Source organism: Paramagnetospirillum kuznetsovii (assembly GCF_003284725.1).
Lineage (GTDB): Bacteria > Pseudomonadota > Alphaproteobacteria > Rhodospirillales > Magnetospirillaceae > Phaeospirillum > Phaeospirillum kuznetsovii.
In genome coordinates this window covers 1-20441 of record NZ_PGTO01000034.1, presented here as the reverse complement: position 1 = coordinate 20441, position 20441 = coordinate 1, and the positions used below count along the sequence as shown (strand labels likewise).

Genomic DNA, 20441 nt, shown 5'->3' with positions numbered 1-20441 from the left:
TCCAGAACCAATCGGTCGCCATAGATGCCGCCGGTAATGGTGTCGGCGCTGGTCAGGCCGCTGTGCAGATTGAAGGTGGCCGCGCCGCCGGAAGCGATCAAGGTATCGTTGCCGCCCGACCCGGCATCGATCACATCGATGCCCCAGCCAGCCTTGATGACGTCGTTGCCGGAACCACCGGTCACGGTGGTGAGGCCGCCGCCATAGGCCACCGACAGACTTTTACCATCGGCGAAATACAGGGACTCCACCGAAGTCAGGCTCAGGCTGGCGCCAGCGAAGGCGCCGGTGAAGGACAGATTCAGATTGCCGGAGTACCCCATAAGGTCGGCGTCGGCCTCGTTGCCCAGCACCACCGCCGCGTCTTGGCCGCTGCCGCCGGTAAAGCTGTCATGGCCGCTGCCCGCCAGGAAGGTGACGGCCGAGGTCATGGAACCGGCAACCGCCGTCACATTGGTGGTCGAACCGGTCAGGGTCGCATCGACGACGGACAGGCCGCTGGCCTGGGCAGCCGTGCCCAGTGTGATGGTCCCGCCGTTGGTCGCCGCATCCAGCAGCAGCCTCTGGACACCGCTGACATGGGTGAAGGACGCGTCGCTGACGCTGGCCGACGATCCCACCAGCGAAATGGTATTGCTGCCCGTCCCGCCGATGATGGTGTCGTAGGAGGTCAGGTCATAGCCGGGAATTGCGAAAACATGGTTGCCGCTGCTGGCCTGCACCGAATCGGTTCCGGTGCCAAGGGAGACAAGGCCGGTGGACGCCCCCACGATGAGGTGATCATTGCCGCCGCCGCCGATGACGGTGGCGCCGCCGCCGCGTACCGATACGGTGCCGTCGTTGAAGACGATGTCCTGGGACGCCCCGGTGATGACGTCGGTTCCCGCCGCACCGGCGATGGTGGTGGTCGAACCGCTGACCGTGATGGTCGCGGTGGCGCCTGAGGTCTGCTCGAACAGGGAATTGATGCCGCTGCCGCCCGTCAGGGTGTCATTGCCCGATCCGCCGCGCAGTGTAATGGCACCGGAACGGCTATGGGCATCCAGGGTCACGGCCGCGCCGAAACCCTGCGCGTCCAAGATGCTGAGATCGGCATTGTCCGAATTGGTCCCGAAAACCACCGAGGCGGCCGTCGCTGTCCCGTTGGACGACAGGGTCAGCTTTTCCACATTGGTGACATGGGCGAAGGCGCTGTCCGTCACGGTGCCGCCGGTGAAATCGGTGTAGGACAGGGTGTTGTCGCCGGTCCCGCCGGTAACGGTGTTGTTGCCGCTGTGGCTGACGCGGAACTGGGTATCGGCATTGCCGCCGATCAGGGTGTCGTTGCCCAACCCGCCGTCCAGGGTATAGGTGCCGGAATCGCCGCCCTTGATGACGTCGTCGAACATGGACCCGCGGATGGATTGAATTCCCGACAGCGTATCGGTGCCGCCACTGCCGTTCAGCACGGTTCCCGCCGCCACCGTATTGGTGCCGACGGAAAGCGAGGTGCCTGACAGATTGGCGATGATCCCCGCCCCGGCATGTTGATACCCGGCGGTCACGCCAGAGGCGGCGCCGATCAGGCTGTTGTTGCCCGCGCCTCCCTCCAGGACCATGCCCGACAGATCGCCGGTCAGGGTGTCGCCGAACGTCGAACCCACCAGATGATTGATATTGGACAAGGTGGTGACATGGCCGCCGAAATTGGCCACCGCCGAGGTAGCGGTCACCGCCGAATCGGCGAAGGCGAAATTCACATCACCGCCAGAGGTGGCATCGCCGACCACGACCTGGTCGGCATTGGCGATGAAGAAGGAATCCTCGCCGCCGCCGCTGATCATGGTGGTGACGGCGCTGTTGGACGCGAAGACATCCTCGCCCGACGACCCGGTCAGGGTGGTGGCGCCAGCGACGGCACCGATGATCGTGGTGTTGGGATTGGACGAGCCGGTCACCAGATGGTCGATTCCGGCGCCAGTCCCGGCGAACTGGTCCTTGATGACCAAGGTGCCGCCGCCCGCCGAACTACCCAGGATGACTTGGGCGTCGCTGCCGACCTGCTTGACGCCGAACACGCCGCTTTGTGGAATGCTCGCCACATTGAGCACATTGGTGCCGCCGGAATCCTGCAGGGTCAGGGTACCGGTCTGGCTGGCGGGCATCACATAGGTATCAGACCCCGGGCTGCCGATCAGCGACAGGGAATAACCCGCCGCTCCGCTTCCGGCCAGGGTCAGGGTGCCGCTGGCGCTCGAGGCATCCACCACGCTGATGCCCGCCGCCTGGGCGACGGTTCCCAGCGACAGCGTTTCGCCCGACACCGCCGGTAATTTCAGCGTCTCGACATTGCTCATATGGGCGAACATGGAATCGGAGATCACCGTTCCCACCGAGGTCAGCGTCAGGGTATCGCTTCCCGCGCCGCCATCCAGCGTGTTGAGCGCCGCCAATGCCGTCGCCGACATGGCCACATTGTCCGCCCCCGCCCCAAGCACCACGCCCTTGAAGCCGCTGCCCAAGGCGATCGTATCGACGCCGGTGCCGCCGGTCAGGGTCTGCGCCCCCGCCGTCCCCGAAACCGTCAAGGAACCGTCGGTGAATTGCAGGGTGGTGAAGCCGATCAGGGAATCGGTGCCGTCGGTGGCGGAGGCGTCGGCGACGGTGATAGTGCCGCCGGAATTGGTGGACAGGGCGTAATAGGCTTCCGGCCCATGATAGATGATGGTGTCCGATCCGCCGCCGCCCGTCAGGGTGTCGTTGCCGGACCCGGCATAGAAGGTGTCGTTGCCGCTGGTCCCGATAGTGGGGGGCGTCACCTGGACATGCAGGGTGCCGGTGGAGGTCTGGCTGGCGGTGCCGTCGGTCGCCGTGGCCGAGATGGCCAGATTGACGCTGCCGTTGAAGGTTCCCGCCGTGGTCAGGCTCAGGCTCGACGCCTCGGCCTTGGTCATGGTGTAGGTGCCGCCGCTCAGGGTTCCCGCCGACAGGGTGGCGCCGCTGGGAAGACCCGAGATATGGACGGCGACGCTGTCCGAGGTATCGAGGTCGGTCACCACCGAACCCAGGGAAATGGTGGTCGCGCCGCCCGACAGGCTTTGCGTCCCCGAAATGGTGCCGGTGGCGATGGTCGGCGCCGTGGCGACGGGGGTGATGGTCAGATTGAGGGTGCTTGCCGGCGAGGTCTGGCTGGCGGTGCCGTCGGTGGACAGGGCAACCACGTTAAGGGCGACCGCGCCGTTGAAGTAGTTCGGCGTGTGCAGGGTCAGGCCGGTCAGATCGGCCTGGCTGAGCGTATAGGTGCCGTTCGCCAACGTCCCGTGATTGAGCGTCGCCCCGGCGGGCAGGTTGGAAATCTTGACGGTGACGGTGTCCGAGGTGTCGGCGTCGGTGGTGCTGATGGTCAGCGGCACGGTGGTGCCCGAGGCGCTTTCGGGGCCGCCGGTCCCCGCCGCGGTCAGGCTCGGCATGCTTGCCACCGGAGCGATGGTGAAGCTCTTGGTGGTGGTCGTCGTCTTGCTGTCGGTGCCGTCGGTGGACGTCGCCACCACGTTCAGATTCACCGTGCCGTTGTAATAGGCCGGGGGTTGCATGCTGAGCCCGGCGGTGACCTGGGCCGAGGTCAGGGTATACGTGCCGCCGGTCGCCAGCAGCGTGGTGGTGCCCGATGACAGGGTGGCGCCGCTGGGCAGGCCGGAAATCTTGATGCTGCCCAGGGTGTCGCTGGTATCGGGGTCGGTCACCGTCAGCGGGACGCTGAAGGGCTGGCCGCCGGCGCCGACCTCGCTCACCGACATGGGGAGAAGCGTCACCGTCGGCGCCGTCGCCGCCGGGGTCAGCGTCACGTCCAAGGTGGTGCTGGCCTGCTTGCTGACGGTGTGGTCGGTGGAGGTGGCGGTAATGGTCAGGTGAATGGCGGTGGTGCCGTATTGCGCCGGGGTCAGGGTCAGCCCGGTCAGATCGGCCTGGGTCAGGGTATAGGTGCTGCCGCTCAAGGTGCCGTGATTCAGCGAGGCGCCCGACGGCACGCCGGTAATGGTGATGGTCGACACACTGTCGGTGGTGTCGGCATTGCTGACCGAAATGGACAGCGGAATCGAGGTGGCATTGGTGGTGTATTCGACGCCGGTCGCATTGACGGTGGTGATGGTCGGCGCGGTGGCCACCGGCTGGACCGTCACCGTCGCGGTGGCGGTATTGGAATAGAGCAAGCCGTCGGAGGCCTGCCAGCTAAAGGTGAAATTACCGTTGTGATAGAGCACCGGCTTGTAGGTCAGGTTGCCCAGATTGGCCAGCGTGATCTCCTGGCCGACCGTCACATTGGTGCCGCTCAGTTGCAGCGCGCCCTCGGTGGGCAGGGCGGTGATCTTGATCTTGACCAGAGAATCGCCCTGGTTCAGGTCGGTGAAGACATTGGTGAAACTGCTGGCGGTGAACGCGGTGGTGGTCGAGCCGCTGGTGTTCTCCAGCCCCACCACCGTGTTGTTGATGACGGTCGGGGCCACGTTCACATGATTGACCGTGAAGGTCACCGTCCCGGTGGCGGTGGTCACGCGGGTCGGAAAAACGGTGGCGGCGTCGGTCTGCGCCACCGACAGGGTGGCGGTGTCGGTGACCGTATAGGTGACCGTATCGGTGCCGTAGAAATACTTGTCCGGCGTATAGGTAATGGTGTTGTTGGCGTTGATCACCACCGTGCCGTGGGCGGCGGTGCCGACGGCGGTCAGCACCACCGTCTCCGCCGTGATATTGCCGCCGACGCCAAGGGCCGAACCGCTGAAATGCTTGTCATTGGCCAGCACGTTGACCGTCACCGTATTGACGGTGCCGCCGACGCTTTCATTCACCGAGGCGGTATCGTTGACGGCCACCACCGCCGCGTTGTTGACGGCGGTCTGCACGGCCGCCGCGTTGGTCGCCTTGATGTTTTGCTCCACCTGCGACTTGAACTGGAGAAAGGCGTTCTCGATGGCGCTGACATTGGTCTGCGCCGCCAGGACCGCGTTGGCGGCGGCCTTGGCGATGGCGTCCTGGTTGGCGGCCGTCGTCGCCAAGGTGTCGCTGGCGGTTTGCTTGCCCTGGGCCGCATCCACGTCGGCGGCAGCGGGGGGATTGAGCGCCGACAGGACTGCGATGTCGATGACGTTCTGATCGAGGCTGGCATCGGCGTTGAACACCGCCGTATAGGCGTTGCTGGCGGCGGTGGCCTTATCTGCGGCGGTGGCTTCCAGCGCCAGCGCCTTGGTGATCAGGCCGCTGACCACATTGCCGGTATCGACGCCGGGATGGCCGGTGATCCAGGTCTGCATGGCGGTGACGGCGAGGGCCAGACGGGACTGCACATCGGTATTGGCGGCGACGGCGGCGGTCTTCTGCGCCAGGGCATCGAGTCTGGCGGCTTCCGACGCGGCGGCTTCCGACTGAATGGAGCCCTCGATGGAATCGATGGCGGCCGCGCGGGCGGCGTCGGCGCCGGAGGAAGCGCCGGTCGCGGCGGCGGCGGCCTTGAGATCGGCGTCATGGGCGGCGGTATAGGAGCTGGCCGCGTTGGCGCTCGACGTGGTGGCGGCGGTGACCGACGCGGTGGCGGCGGTCGTGTATTGCGTGACGGCGGACAAAGCCGATCCACCGGCGGCGGTGACGGCGGCGGCCTGTTCGGTCTGGGCGCTGGCCAGGGCGCTGGCCGCATCCAGTTTGGCCTGGCTGGCGGTGAGCGCGGCATTGTGAGCCAGAGTCGCGTGGCTTTGGGCGCTGGCGACGAAGGCGTCGATCTGCGACTGGGTCAGGCCGGAGCCGATGGCCGACAGGGCGGCGGCGGAAGCCAGCGAGGCTTCCGACTTGGCGGTGGCGGCCGATGTCGCTGCCAGGGCTTCCTTGGTGGCGGCGGTGGCGGCATAGGTGGCGGCCAGATCGGAATGGCTCTTGGTCGCCGTGGCGGTGGTCAGGGTGGTGGCAGCGTTCTGGGCGGCGATCAGCAGGTTGGGGATGGTGCCGGTACTGGTGGGGTTTGTGTCCATCGCGGCATCCACCACGGTGCGAGCGGCGGTGATCAGCGTCCTGTACTGGGTGACCAGATTGGCGGCGCTGATGGCGTCCTGGGCGGCCTTCAGCGCATCCGAGGCGGTGGTCGCCGCAATGGCGGTGGCCTTGGCGGCGGTGACCACCGCTAGCTGACCTTCCACGTCCAACGTGGAGTTGGCCTTGTCGAACAGATCGGCGGCCTTGGTCTTGGCGGTCTGGACCAGTCCGTCGGACTGAATGGCCAGCTTATAGGCGGCCTCGATCTGCGAACGGGTTTGCGCATCGGGAGAGGCGGCGGCGGTTTGATTCGTCACCCAGGTGGTGTAAAGCGCCGTCAGGCTGGCCAGGCTCGTCGCCTCGGTGCCGGTGGCGCTGGTGATGGCGGTCTTGTCGGTCAGGGCGGTGGCGCGGTCGGCGGTGGCGGTGGTGAAGGCTGAACTGGCGTCAAAGACGGCTTTCAGCATCACCGTCTTGTTGACGGCGGTGCTGACCAGGGTGGCGGCGGCGGAGACCTGGGTGCCGATCTGGCTCTGCAGATTGGCGACATCACTGACCTTGGCCGAGGCGATGGCGGCCTGGGCCTGGGCGGTGGCCGCGTCGGCCGTGGCGGCCTGGGCGTCGGCGGCGGCGGCCTGGGCCGCCGTCTGGGCGGTGGCCAGCACCGAGGTTCCCTGGGCGACGAGGTTTTGGGCGACCGCATCGGTCTTCTTGTCCTGGGCATCGCCATAGGCGTTGGCGGCGGCCAGGGCGGCGGCCTGGGCATCGCCCAAATCCGTGCCGGCCTGGGTGGTATAGTTGGCAAGATTACCGTTGACGGTGGTGATGGAGACGCGGGCGGCGCTAATGGCGGTCAACGCCGACGCCCAACTGGCGGAGATATCGCCATGGGTCTGGGCGGCCGTGATATTGGTCGAGTTGAAATCGGTGCTGGCGGCAAACTCGGCAAGGGTACGGGTATCGCTGGAGTGACCGTTCGCCTTATAGTAGTCAAACACCGCCTGAGCATTGGTCTGTCCGGTGCCGCTGGCCACCAAGGCGGACAGCGTGGAGCGGAAATCCGTCAACCGGGAGTCGGCGGCGGAGGACGCCGCATTGAACGCCGCCCGCACATCGGCCACGCCGGTTCCGTCATTGCCGCTGGTGCCGTCGATCAGCAGGGCCGCCTTGCTGGCATTGGTGGAGCCCGTGCTGGCATTGGTCTCTGCCGTGGCGGCCGAGGTGGCGGCGGTGGCGGCGGCGGCCTGGGCCGCCGACAGGGTGACGGCGTCCAGGGCGTCCTGCTGCGCCTGCACCGCCAGAACCTGGGACAGCGCCTTGTCGGCCGACAGACGATAGGCATGGGCGAGGTCGGCCTGATGGCTGACTTCCAACTGATAGGCGGCGACCTTGGCATAATCGGCCTGGGCCTGGGCCTTGGCCTGGGTCCAGGCGGTCTGGGCGTCGGTCAGGGCCGAGCCGATATTGGGCACCACCGTCTCGGCCCAGGCCTTGGCGGTGGCGGCATCGGCCAGGGCGGCCAAGGCCTTGGCGGCGGCGGTGGCGGCGGCGGTGTCGGCCGCCTGGGCCAAAACATCGGCGGCCTGGGCGGCGGTGACGTCGGCGGCCAGGGCGGCAGAGTTGCTGGCGGCGAAATGGGTGGCGGCGTCGGTGGCTTCGGAGGCCACGGTGGTGGCGCTGGTGCTGGCGACACTGGCTTCATGGGTGGCGCCGGTGCTGGCGTCGTTCAGGGCGGCGTTGATGGTGGAAAGCGCATCGGCCAGCAGAGTGGAGGCCTGCTTTTCGGCGGTGGCCTCGCCCAGGATTTCGGTGGTCTCGGCAGCCGCCTCGATGGCGGCGGCGGTGGCCAGAGCGCTTTGCGCCGCCGTATAGGCGGTGGCGGCGGCATCGGCCTGCACCTGCAAGGTGTCGGCGTTGGCCGTCGCGGCGCGATAGGCCTCATCGGCCTGATCCGAGGCCGTCTTGGCGTTGTCATAGGCGTTATAGGCGCTGTCATAGCCGTCGTGCCAGGCGACATGGACCGGATCGCTGTCGTTGCTGGCCGTCCACTTGGTGGCGATGGCGGTATGGATCGCCGCCTCGGTGGAGCTGCCGCTCAGCGCGCTGCCGCCGCCGATATAGGCGTTGGCGGCGGTGGCCAGATCGGCCAGCGAGGTTGAGGCCGGGGTCTGGCCCACGGCGGCCAGGAACTTGGACAGCGCCGTATTGAGCGAATCCTGCTGGGACACCAGGGTCGCGTTGGCCGCCGCCTTGGCGACGGCGGGGTCATTGGTTTGGAGCTGGGCGGTGGCCGCGAGGGAGGCGGCGTCATCGTTGGCGTCCTTGGCGTCGGTCCAGGCGGTGGTGGCGGTGGTTAGCGCGGTAGAGGCCGCTTGCCGGTCGGTGATCAGGGTGCCCGCGCGCCAGGAATCGGCGGCGGTGGCCAGATTATCGGCGGTGTTGGCGATGGCGGCGGCATTGGCCGAGGCGGTCTTGGCCGCTTTCAGCGAGGTGGCGGCGCTGGAAATATCCGTGGCGGCGGTCTGGTATCCCTGACCGGCGGCGGCGGCGGCGTCGAAATCCACCTGGGCGGCATTGGCATAGCCCTTGGCGACAGCGGCGTCGGCATCCACCTTGGTCAGATTACCGGCCCAGAAATCCAGATAGGTCTGGATCTCGGCGGTCACCGCGTCGGCGACGGTGACGCTGGTCTGGGCCACACCGGCGATCTTGTAGACCTTGTTGGTAATGTCGAGACCGGTCTGGGTGCCCGAATTATAGGTCAGCAGAGCGGTATTGCCCAGTTGAGTGGCGGCATCGGTGGCATAGCCGCTGGCGGTGGTATGGGCCTGAGTCTCCGCCTGGCTGCGGGCGGACTGCTTGGCATCGATGGACGCCTGGGCGGCGGCGGCGGCATCGGCGGCGGCGGCGGCGGCTGCTGCCTGGGCGGCGGCGGCGCTGACCAGCGAGTCATGCTTGGCGGCGGCGGCGGTGGCCACATACTGGGCCTGATCGGACTGTCGGGTCGCCGTTTCGTCCGCCTGCCGCAACTGCGCCACATAGGTTTCCACCTGGGACAGAGTCTTGGCGATATCCTGCGAATCCGAGGTGACCGAGTCGCCCAGGCTGGTGGCGTTGTCGGACGCGGCCTTGGCGGCGGCCAACTGCACCAGGGCATCGGCCAGCTTGGTATCGGCGGTGGTCTTGGCGGCCAGGGCGGCGGCGGCGGCGGCGGCCACGGCGGCATCGGAGTTGCTGGCGGTGCTCATGGCCGCCAAGGCGGTCTTGGCGGCCGCCAGTTGCGTAGTGGCGGCGGTGGCCGCGTTGGCGGCGGCGGTGGAATCGGTGGTGATGGCGGCCAGGGCGGCATCGGCGGCGGCGGCGGCCACCACCACGGCGGCGGCGGAGGCCTCGTTGGCCTCGGTCTGGGCGGTGGTCGCCTTGGTCTTGGCTGAGGCGGCGACCTCGGCGACCAGGGCGGCAAAATATTGGGCAGAGGCGACATCCTGCGGGATACCCGACAGAATCTGGTCGTAATTGCCCTGATTGACGGTCTGCGCGACGTTGGATGCATTCACGATCGCGGTGACATGGGCGAGCCCGGTGCCTACCCCATCGAGGGTGATGGTCCCCAGCGACGTCACCACATGGGTGCTGTTGCCGGCCCCGGCGGAGGGAGAAATCTGCTGAACCAGGGCGTCATAGGCCGCAGCCTTTGCCGCCAGGGCATCGGCGTCCGACTTCGCCGACTGGGATGCCACGTAATGATTGTGGGTGGTGGCATTCGCCCCGTAGAGCGTATTGGCGTTGTCGGCCTGGGCGAAGGCGGTGGTGGCGGTCTGGTCGGCCGAGGCCGCCTGCGCGTTGGCGCTGGCCGCCTGCTGCTTGGCCGAGGCCAAGGCGACCGCCGTGGCCTGGACATTGGCGGCGTCCACTGCGCTCTGCGGCGCCGGATCGGTCAGCACCACCAGATTCAACGCCGACTGGGCCGACAGATAGGCCTGATGGGCGGCGTCGGCGGATTTCTGCGCCGCCGCCAGACCGGCATCCATGGACGTGCTGTAGACGTTCCAAGTGTGCGCCTCGGTGATGGCGGCCTGGGCATCGGCCAGCTTGGACTGCGCCAGCAGATCGGCGGTATGGGCGGCGTTATAGGCCGCCAGCGCTTGATTGTAGTGATTGGTATAGGCCGCCGTCTTGTTCGACGGATCTTCCAGGGCGGCGCCGGTCAGCGACGGATTGACGAAGGAATAGTTGTGGTTGGAATTGTAGTCGGCATAGGCGGCGTCGGCGGCGGCCTTGGCCGAATCGGCGGCACTGGCCGCCGTGGCGGCGGCCGAAGCGGCGGCGGCGGCGGCGGTCGCCAGATCCGAGGTGGCCTCGGTGACCGCCGCCGTATGGGCGACGTCGTAATACCACTCGGCCGAGGCGGCCTGCGCCTTCGCCTCGCCCAGGGCGGTCATGTCGGTCAGGCTGGTGGCCAGCTTGGCCGCCGCCAGGGTCTGGGCATTGGTGATCTGCTGTTCGTAATTGTTGAAGGCGGTGGTGGCAGCGTCGGTCAGCGCCTGCTGCGCCACATCCTGAGAGTGAATGGAGGTGTAAGTATCAGCGTACTCATTGTAGAGCGTGGTGTAATAAGCTTGCAGACTAACCGCCGCCGCCGATGTCTGGCCGACGATGGTGGCGGCGGCGGATACCGCCGTGTCGTCGGTGCTGACCAGTCCCGACAAAGCGGTATTCGCAACCTGGGCAACCTGAAGGGAGGTATTCCACGAGGCAGTGGCGTCGTCATTGGTGTTGGCGTCGGTGATGGCGGCGGCATAGCCGCCGCTGGCACGGAAAGCGGCCAGGGTGGCGATGGGCGTGCCATGGGTGGCATTGTAATAGACACGCGCCGCTTCGTCATGACCATCGGTGGCCAGGGTGACGGCGTTGGTGACAGCGGTCTGGGCATCGCTGACCAGAGAGGCGCGGCTGCCGGATGCGGCGGCGGCCGAAAGCTTGCTGGTGGCGAGGGCCAGATCGGCACGGTAGGCGGTGCCCCAGGCATCCACCGCGTTTTGGGCATTGACCTTCAGCGCCAAGGCCGACGCGGTGGCGTCGTCATAGGCGAACTGCTTGGCCAGCGCGGTTTGATAGGTGCCGATGACGGTGGTTTCACCGGCACGCAAGGTCTGGATGGCGCTGACTGCGGCACCGGTGGCGATCTGGTCCGCGTCCACCAGCGTCTGGGCGGAGGTCACCTTGGCGGTGGCCGCCGTCAGCGCAGTCGAAGCGGCGCCGCCGGTCCAGGCCGCCAGGGCCGTAGCCGAAACATCGGTAGAATTTGCGACGATGGCATGGGCGGTGGAATCGGCGCTGTCCGCCGATATGGCGGCGGCATGGGCGGTGTTGTAGGCGGTCAGGGTATCGAGCGCGGCAAGGCCGACATTGGGATATTTCTGCGCCAAGGCTTGGGCGGTGTCGGAATAGCCTTGGGCCTCCAACGCCTTGGCGTCGGCGATGGCCTCGGCCGCATCCACCTGGGCCGACAAGGCCGTCAGTTTGGCGTTCAGGCTGGCATAGCCGGTGTAGTCGCCGGTCAGGGCGGCGCTGACCATCTGGTTGACCAGGGCGGTGGCGGTCGCCTTGGCGCTCGTAGCGGCGGCGGCGGCGGCCTGCGCCTTGGTCAGCAGACCGCCATTGGCGTCCACCGTGATGATGATGGGCTGGCCGTTCTGGGCGGTGAATTTGTATTCGTGCGCGGGTGAGCCAAGTGGCGCGGAAATGGCGGCTAATGCATCGGCGGATTCAGTATTGTTAGCCAGAACGGGACGCAGAATTTGTTCCGTGCGCAAGACAATTTCCGGCGGCGGCTTGCCTGCCTGGATCTGCGCTATATCAGCATGAACCTTGTCTTCGATCTTCTTGATGTCTTCGCCCAGCTTCTTCAGGTCGTCGCCCAAGCCGCGATCTACTTTCAGGCCGATCTTATCGAGATCAGCCTCCACGGTGGCCTTCTTCAGACCGAGATCCACCGCGATCTTGTCGGCGTCCTTTCGGACCGCTTTCAGCGCCTCGACACCCTTTTCCTGTGCTGTCTTTTCCACTGGCGCCAGGGAGGAGGCGCCCGGCGGAACCACGGGCGGCGGTGGCGGCGGAGTCTGTTGTTGTTGCTGTTGCTGCTGCTGCACCTGACTGGCGGCGCTGGTATAGGTGTTGGACAGCAGATTCCCGGCGTTGGGCAGGCTGAACGACGCGTTGCCGCCGATCTGCATGACCTGGGTCGGCGAGAAGGTGACCTGGGTCAGGCTGCCGCCCGCGCCCAGGGTGGCGCCCTGGCCGGCCTGGTTCAGGGTCAGGGCGGCGCCGCTGGAGGTCTGGATGAAGACCTCGCCCGCCCGGCCGCCTTTTTCCTGCATCATGGCGATGGTGTTGGAATTGCCGGTCAAGCCGGTGCCGCGAATGCCCACCGTCATGGTGGGGGTCTTGATGGACAGGGCGTCGGGGGCGGTCTTGGAAATCTGGCCGGACACCAGGGCGAAAGAGCCGGACTGCAGGGTCAGGTGGGCTTCGCCGCTCTTGGTGCCGGGGTCGTAGACCATCTGGTCCAGGGCCATCTTGCCCTTTTCGCCCAGCGAGAAGGTGGTGCCGTCTTCCAGCACCATGCCGACCGCCGCGCCCTGGCCGGTCTTGACCACATCGCCCTGGAAGACGTTGTCGCCCTTGTGCAACTCGACCGTGGTTCCGTCGGCCCGAACGGCCTCCACCGAACCGCTCAGAGTCTGAACCTTACCGATGGCGTGATCAGCCATTACACCCTCGCCTTGCAATCTGCCGCCGCAGATTCCCTGTCCCGCCACCACCAATGATGCGCGAGCCTACTTTGCCACCCTGCATATTACATGCGGCAAAGGCGATTCGTCAATATACAGCATTCACCCGACAAGCATTCCCTACGGTAATTATCCATATAATTGGAAATTAATCACAACATCAATTGCCACAGCCCCCGACGAGAGCACAATAGGTCTCGCAAATTATCACAGCAAGACATTGATGCCTGACTTACGGGCCGACGTTCTTTTTGTTGTTATTTGGCAATTCCGGTCATGTGAATACAGCACGGCGCCTACACGACAAGATTCTTTGGCGCCCAGCAGTATCGGATCGGCAGCCAATTGCGCCCTATTTGGAGGCAACTCAATGGCAGAGAAGGGGAACAGGCAGGCTGAACCGGAAGACACAGCCCTGATCCGGCTGGGAGTCCAGCCACAGACGACCGCCATGGCGTTCGACGATCTTCTTGCAGATGGCCAATCCGATACCGGTGCCCTCGTATTTTTCGCGGGTATGCAGGCGCTGGAACACCAGGAAAATACGATTGAAATACTGGGGATCAATGCCGATGCCGTTATCGGCCACCGAGAACACCAAATCTGGCCCCACCCGTTCGGCCGCCACCTTGATCACCGGCTTGCGGTCGGGGTGGTGGTATTTCAGGGCGTTGCCGATCAGATTTTGCATCAGCCGGACGAATTGCGAGCGATCAGCGAACACATCGGGCATGGGGCCGACCTCGATGACGCCGTCGGCGTCACTGGTGGCCGCGAGAAGATTGCGACGCACGTCCTCCAGGGCGTCGGCGCCACTGAACCACGCAAAGGCGCCGCCCAGGCGTTCGACCCGCGAATATTCCAACAGGTCATGGATCATCACCTGCATGCGCTTGGCGCCATCCACCAGGAAGGCGATGAATTCGTCGGCATCCTGATCAAGGCGACCGCGATAGCGCCTCTCCAGCAGTTGGGCGTAGCCCGAGATCATGCGCAACGGCTCTTGCAGATCATGGGAGGTCACATAGGCGAACTGTTCCAATTCCTGGTTGGAGGCGTCGAGCTTGGCCAGCAAGGTTCGGGTGCGGGTCTCCATCTCGCGGCGTTCGGTGATATCGCGACAGATGAACAGCAGGCACGATTCCCCGGCCACCGAGATCCGCTGGACGGAGACAAGGGCGATCATGGTCGCCCCGTCCTTGCGCCGCAGAATGGTTTCGAAATCATCCACCTGGCCGTCGCGGGCGACGATCTCCACCAACCGCGCCCTGTCCTCGGGCTTGGCCCAGACGCCCCGGCTCAGGGCGTCGCAGCCCATCAATTCGTCCCGCTCATAGCCGAGAAAGCGGCAAAAGGCGTTGTTGACCTCCAGATAGCGCCCACTGGCCAGTGTGGATATGACCAGGGCGTCGGGGCTGCCGAGAAAGGCCTTGGCGAATTTTTCCTCGGACAGCCGCAGGCTCTGCTCGACCATCCGGGCGTTGGTGATGTCCTCGAAGGTGGCGACCAGACCGGCGCCGCTGGGCGAATCGTCGAGCGGCGTGGCATGGCCCCGCAGCCAGCGAACCGCGCCGGTGGGTGTGCGCACCCTCATTTCGGCGGTGAACACGCCGCCGCTGCGGATCATGGCGATCCAGCACCGCAACACCTCGGGCCGATCATCGGGATCGACCAGGTCGCACCACTTGGCGCCCAGAACCTGCGCCCGCTCGCGGCCGACCAACTCCAGCCAGCGATCATTGGCGTAGACCGTGCTGCCATCCGCTTCGGACTGAAGAACGCCCAGCGGCGAGCGGTCGTTGAGCAGACGATAGCGGGCCTCGCTGTCGGCCAGGGCCTTCTGCGCCCGCAGACGCTGGGCGTTGCTGTGGTCCGAGAGCATGGCCATGGCCCCCATCAGCAGCGACAGGCAAAGACCGACTCCCAGATGCAAGATGGCATCTCCCCGCCAAACGGAAAGAACGCCGCTAAGCCGAACGCCCACCACCACCACCAGCGGATAGCCGTCCAGCTTCTGATAGGCGAGTATCCGCCGGGCGCCGTCGATGGCCCCCTCGCCCCGCAGTACCCCGCCAGAACTTGTCGCGGTGGCGGTCATGGCGGGGCCGCCCGCCACAATCTTGCCCGCCCATTTCTCGCCGTCGGGAACCCGCCCCAGAATCATGCCGTCATTGCGAAGAAGGGTCGCGAAACCACCATGTTGGGGCAAGATGGAGCGCAATTCCGACTCGAAGATGGCGGGATCGATGGCGATCACCGCCACGCCGCGAAACTCACCCCTGGGGCCAAGAATAGCACGGGCGATAAAGATCGAGGTCACCGGCCGGGCCCGACTTTCCAACGGCGCAGAAATATACAGCGGCAGGGATGGGGTCGCTTCCAAGGCGGAAAAATACTCGCGATCCTTGATGTCGATACCGCGAAAGCTCTCCATCGTCCCCATGCGGACGATGCCATCGGCGCCTGCCACGAAGGCATTGCGAATGAAGGGGAAGTGCCGCATTCGCGACCGAGCCAGACCGGTAAAGGCGTCTTCGGGAATGCGGCCGTTGGCGGGGGCCAGTTCGATGACCTCGGCCAGAACATGGTCGATGGTCCGCATGGTGCCGACAAAGTGTTCCTGCGCCACCCGCGCCAAGGCGGAGGACAATGCCTCGGAATTCTCCATCGCGTCGCGATAGCTTGTGGAAATCTGCCAGCCGGTCAGGCCCAGGATGCAGGGGACCGCGAATATGGCGATCAAGCGGGCCCGCCATGTGCTCTTCAAGCGATCCGACCGGCCGGTCTGGGCGCTGGGGGGCCTGGCGGCACGGACGGCTTCCTCGGGCTGGCTCATTAGGTCAAAGGTATAATGGATTTAGATCTATCTCAACAATGTCGGCGAATTCAAACGTATGCAGACATCTTTCATCACTTCGTCTTCATTGACCCGGAGCCCACCCGGACGGTAAAACCAAACTGTTCAGTTTAGTTCAGCCGGATCGGATCAATGTCGAACGCCTCTCCCCGCCGCACCCTTTCGACGCCTGCTCTGTTAATCGGCGGCGTCGCCTTGCTGGGCATCGCCGCCGGGCTGGTGTCGTTCATGTCGTCGGGCTCCAATTCCGGCGCGGCCGCGCCACCGGCCGGAGGCCCCCCGGTCACCGTGGCGGCGCCGCTGTCGCGCAGCGTCACCGACTGGAACGAGTTCACCGGCCAGTTCGCCGCCGTGGACTATGTTGAGGTCCGGGCGCGGGTCAGCGGCTATCTGACGGAAATCCACTTCACCGACGGCCAGATGGTCAACAAGGGCGATCTTTTGTTCGTCATCGACCCCCGGCCCTACGACGTCGCGGTCGCCGCCGCCCGCGCCAAGCTGGATCAGGCCCAGGGCGGGCGCGAATACGCCAAGCGCCAGTTGACCCGCGCCGACGAACTGCGCCGCAAGGATTTCGTCGCCGAAAGCACGCTGGACCAGCGCACCGAGGAATCGCGGGGCGCCAACGCCTCCGCCGTCGCCGCCCATGCGGCATTGCGCGATGCCGAATTGAACCTGCAATTCACCCGCGTCACCGCCCCCATTTCCGGGCGCATCGGCGCCAAGCAGGTCAGCACCGGCAATCTGGTCAGCGGCGGCCCCAATATCCCGTCGCCCACCCTGCTGACCACCATCGTGTCGCAAGACCCCATCCATATCACCTTCGATATGAGCGAGACCGATTATCTGGCGCAGATGCGCCGGGTCGCCGCCAAGCCCGAGGAAGGCATGGTGGGAGCCCCCGCCCTGATCCGCCTGATGGACGAGACCGGCTGGCCGCGCGAAGGCAAGCTGGACTTCATCGACAATCAGGTCGATCGCGGCACCGGCACCATCCGGGCGCGCGCCGTCATCGCCAATGGGGACCACACGCTGACCCCCGGAAGCTTCGGCCGTGTCCGTTTGGCCGCCTCGGCCCCCTACGACGCCTTGCTGGTTCCCGATTCGGCCATCGTCACCGATCAATCGCGTAAGCTGGTCATGACGGTCAAGGACGGCACCGTGGTGCCCAAGCCCGTCAAGCTCGGCCCCATGCAGGACGGCTTGCGGGTGATCCGCGACGGTGTCGCCGCCGAGGATCAGATCATCATCAACGGCCTGATGCGGGCACGCCCCGGCGCCAAGGTCACCGGCGTTCCCGGCAAGATCGAATAGGGGCGGTCAATCATGCGGCTTGCCCATTTCTTCATCGACCGGCCGATCTTCGCCACGGTGGTCTCCATCCTGATCACCATCATCGGGGCGATCACGTTCTTCGCGCTGCCGGTGGCGCAATATCCGGAAATCGCACCGCCGACCATCGTGGTCAGCGCCCAGTATCCCGGCGCCTCGGCCCAGGTGGTCGCCGATACGGTGGCGACGCCGTTGGAGCAGCAGATCAACGGCGTCGAGAACATGCTCTACATCAACAGCCAAGCCACCGGCGACGGCAATCTGCGCATGACGGTGACCTTCGCGCTCGGCACCAATCTCGACATCGCCCAGGTGCTGGTGCAGAACCGCGTCGCCATCGCCACGGCACGGCTGCCCGACGACGTCAAGCGCATCGGCGTCACCGTGGCCAAGAACTCGCCCGACATGCTGCTGGTGGTTCACCTCAATTCGCCCGATGGGTCGCGCGATCAGCTCTATATGTCCAATTTCGCCACTCTGCAGCTGATCGACGTGCTGGCGCGCCTGGACGGCGTCGGCGAGGTCCGCGTGTTCGGCGCCCGCGACTACGCCATGCGGGTCTGGATCGACCCGGACAAGGCGGCGTCGCGCAACCTGACCGCGGGCGAGGTGGTCAAGGCCTTGCAGGCCCAGAACGTCCAAGTGGCGGCCGGCGTGCTGGACCAGCCGCCGGTGCCCAAGCAGGGCGCCTTTCAGCTTTCCGTGCAGACCCAGGGCCGCCTGAAAGACCCCGCCCAATTCGGCGAGGTCATCCTCAAGGCCGACCCCAGCGGCCGGGTGGTGCGCCTGAAGGACATCGCCCGCATCGAGCTGGGGGCCCAGGATTACAGCGTCAGCGGCTATCTCAACGGCAACAACGCGGTGCCGGTGGCGGTGTTCCAGCGCCCCGGCTCCAACGCGCTGGCCACCGCCGAACGCATCCTGGCCAAGGTCGAGGAGATGTCCAAGACCTTCCCGTCGGGCGTCTCCTACACCATCGCCTACAACCCCACCAAATTCATCGCCCAGTCGGTGCATGAAGTCATCAAAACCATCTTCGAGGCGGTGGTGCTGGTGGTGGTGGTCGTCATCCTGTTCCTGCAGACCTGGCGGGCCTCGCTGATCCCGGTGGCGGCGATCCCGGTGTCGCTGGTGGGAACCTTCGCCATCCTGGGGGCGCTGGGCTATTCGCTGAACAATCTGTCGCTGTTCGGCCTGGTGCTGGCAGTGGGAATCGTGGTGGACGACGCCATCGTGGTGGTGGAAAACGTCGAGCGCAACATGCGCGAAGGCATGAATTCCAAATCCGCCGCCCACCAGACCATGGACGAGGTCGGCGGTGCCCTGATCTCCATCGCCCTGGTGCTGTGCGCGGTGTTCATCCCGGCGGCCTTCATTCCCGGCATTTCCGGCCAGTTCTTCCGGCAGTTCGCCGTGACCATCGCCGCGTCCACCGTGATTTCGCTGATCGTGTCGCTGACCCTGTCGCCAGCGCTCTGCGCCCTGCTGTTCCGGGGCCACGGTCCCAACGATCACCACGACGACACCACCTGGACGCGGCCCTTCACCCTGTTCTTCAAGGGCTTCAACAAGGGGTTCGACCGGCTGGCCAGCGGCTACGGCAACCTGACCCGGGGCGTGGTGCGGCGCTCCTTCATCATGCTGGTGATCTATGCGGGGTTGATCGGCGCCGCCGGGTTGGAATTCATGAAGACGCCCAAGGGCTTCATTCCCGACATGGACCAGGGCTACCTGATCACCGTGATCCAGCTGCCGCCGGGATCGTCGCTGTCACGCACCGAAGCGGTGGTGCGCCGCGCCGCCGCCATCATGGCCGAAACCCCCGGTGTCGGCCATACCGTGGCCTTCGCCGGTCTGGACGGGGCGACCTTCACCAACGCCTCCAACGGCGCCGCCATCTTCACGCCGCTGAAGCCTTTCGAGGAGCGCTACGCCCAAGGACTGTCGTCCACGGTGATCACCGCCGACCTGCGCAAGCGCCTTGGCGCCATCCAGGAAGCCTTCATCATCACCATCGCGCCGCCGCCGGTGCGCGGCATCGGCACCGCGGGCGGCTTCAAGATGATGTTGCAGGACAAGGGCGGGCGCGGTTCCAAGGCATTGGAGGATGTGGCCCAGGATTTGGCCGGGGCCGCCAACAAGGTGCCGGGCCTGTCGGGCATCTTCACCCTGTTCAATACCCGCACGCCCAATATCCAGGCCGACATCGACCTGGCCCGCGCCCAGATGCTGGGCGTGCCCGCCGACCGGGTGAACGAGGCGTTGCAGGTCTATCTGGGATCGGCCTTCGTCAACGAGTTCAACTTCCTGGGCCGCACCTTCCGCGTCACCGCCCAGGCTGACGCCCAGTTCCGCAACGAGATCGAGGACATCGCCAGCATCAAGGTCCGCAACGACAAGGGCCAGATGGTGCCGCTGGGCGCCGTGGCGTCGTTCCGCACCGACACCGGGCCTTACCGCATCCCGCGCTATAACCTGTTCCCAGCCGCCGAGATCCAAGGATCGGCGGCGCCGGGCTATGCCAGCGGCTACGCCTTGGAGCAGATGCGCGTCATCGCCGCCGAGGTCATGCCCGAGGGTTTCGGCTTCGAATGGACCGAACTGGCCTTGCAGGAACTGTTGGCGGGCAATAACGGATTGCTGGTGTTCGCCGCCTCGGTGCTGTTCGTCTTCCTGTTGCTGGCCGCCCAGTATGAAAGCTGGTCGCTGCCCGCCGCCGTGGTGCTGATCGTGCCCATGTGCCTGCTGGCCGCCGTGTCCGGCCTGATCATCCGGGGCATGTCCATCAACATCCTGGCCCAGATCGGCTTCATCGTGCTGATCGGTCTGGCGGCCAAGAACGCCATCCTGATCGTCGAATTCGCCCGTCAGGCCGAGGGCGAGGGCATGGACCGCATCGAGGCCGCCGTCCATGCCGGACGCACCCGCTTGCGCCCAATCCTGATGACCTCGCTGGCTTTCGTGCTGGGCGTGCTGCCGCTGGTGATCGCCAGCGGCGCCGGTGCCGAGATGCGCCAGAGCCTGGGCACCGCCGTGTTCTTCGGCATGCTGGGCGTCACCGGCTTTGGCCTGATCTTCACCCCCATCTTCTATGTGGTGATCCGCAAGCTGGTGGCGGGCCATCACGCCCGCGCCGCCGCCGCCCACGCCAAGGAACTGGCGCGGGGCCACTGACGCCAACCGGGTAGGCCATGCCTACCCGGCATGGGCGGGACTCGGGATTTGCATGCCGGGTCCAAACTTCGAAGGGTTATAAATGCTGCAACGCAGCATCAGCCCATCGGAGAGTGCCATGTTTCTTCTGATCGAGTTTTTCAGCTCCCTCATCGCCCGTTTCAGCCGCGACAGCGCCACCGTCGCCCCGACGCGGGTCACCACCCACGACTAGATCATCGTGCGCCAAATATGACGCACGATGATCTAGCATTATGTCTGCCCCTCACCGGGCGCGGCCCTCCGGC

Annotated in this window: 4 protein-coding genes; 2 read left to right on the top strand and 2 right to left on the bottom strand. The window is 65.8% G+C overall.

The window, feature by feature from the left end:
* Together CU669_RS22100 and CU669_RS20060 are read right to left on the bottom strand one after the other, a co-directional pair.
* The coding region (locus CU669_RS22100; protein ID WP_161539747.1) for an Ig-like domain-containing protein at nucleotides 1–12770 on the bottom strand (12770 nt) is incomplete at its 3' end.
* A gap of 388 nt (nucleotides 12771–13158) precedes the next feature.
* The gene (locus CU669_RS20060; protein WP_112147375.1) at nucleotides 13159–15627 is read right to left on the bottom strand and encodes a sensor histidine kinase; all 2469 of its coding nucleotides are present in this window, start codon (nucleotides 15625–15627) and stop codon (nucleotides 13159–13161) included.
* A gap of 153 nt (nucleotides 15628–15780) precedes the next feature.
* Between CU669_RS20060 and CU669_RS20055 the strand changes: the two genes are divergently transcribed.
* Both CU669_RS20055 and CU669_RS20050 read left to right on the top strand, forming a co-directional pair.
* Nucleotides 15781–16962 carry an efflux RND transporter periplasmic adaptor subunit gene (locus CU669_RS20055; RefSeq protein WP_112147374.1) on the top strand — a complete coding sequence of 394 codons (1182 nt, stop codon included), beginning with the start codon at nucleotides 15781–15783 and terminating at the stop codon, nucleotides 16960–16962.
* Between the two features lie 12 nt (nucleotides 16963–16974).
* Entirely contained in the window at nucleotides 16975–20154 is a 3180-nt protein-coding gene (locus CU669_RS20050; RefSeq protein ID WP_112147373.1) for an efflux RND transporter permease subunit, read from the top strand.
* Nucleotides 20155–20441: the final 287 nt, after the last annotated feature.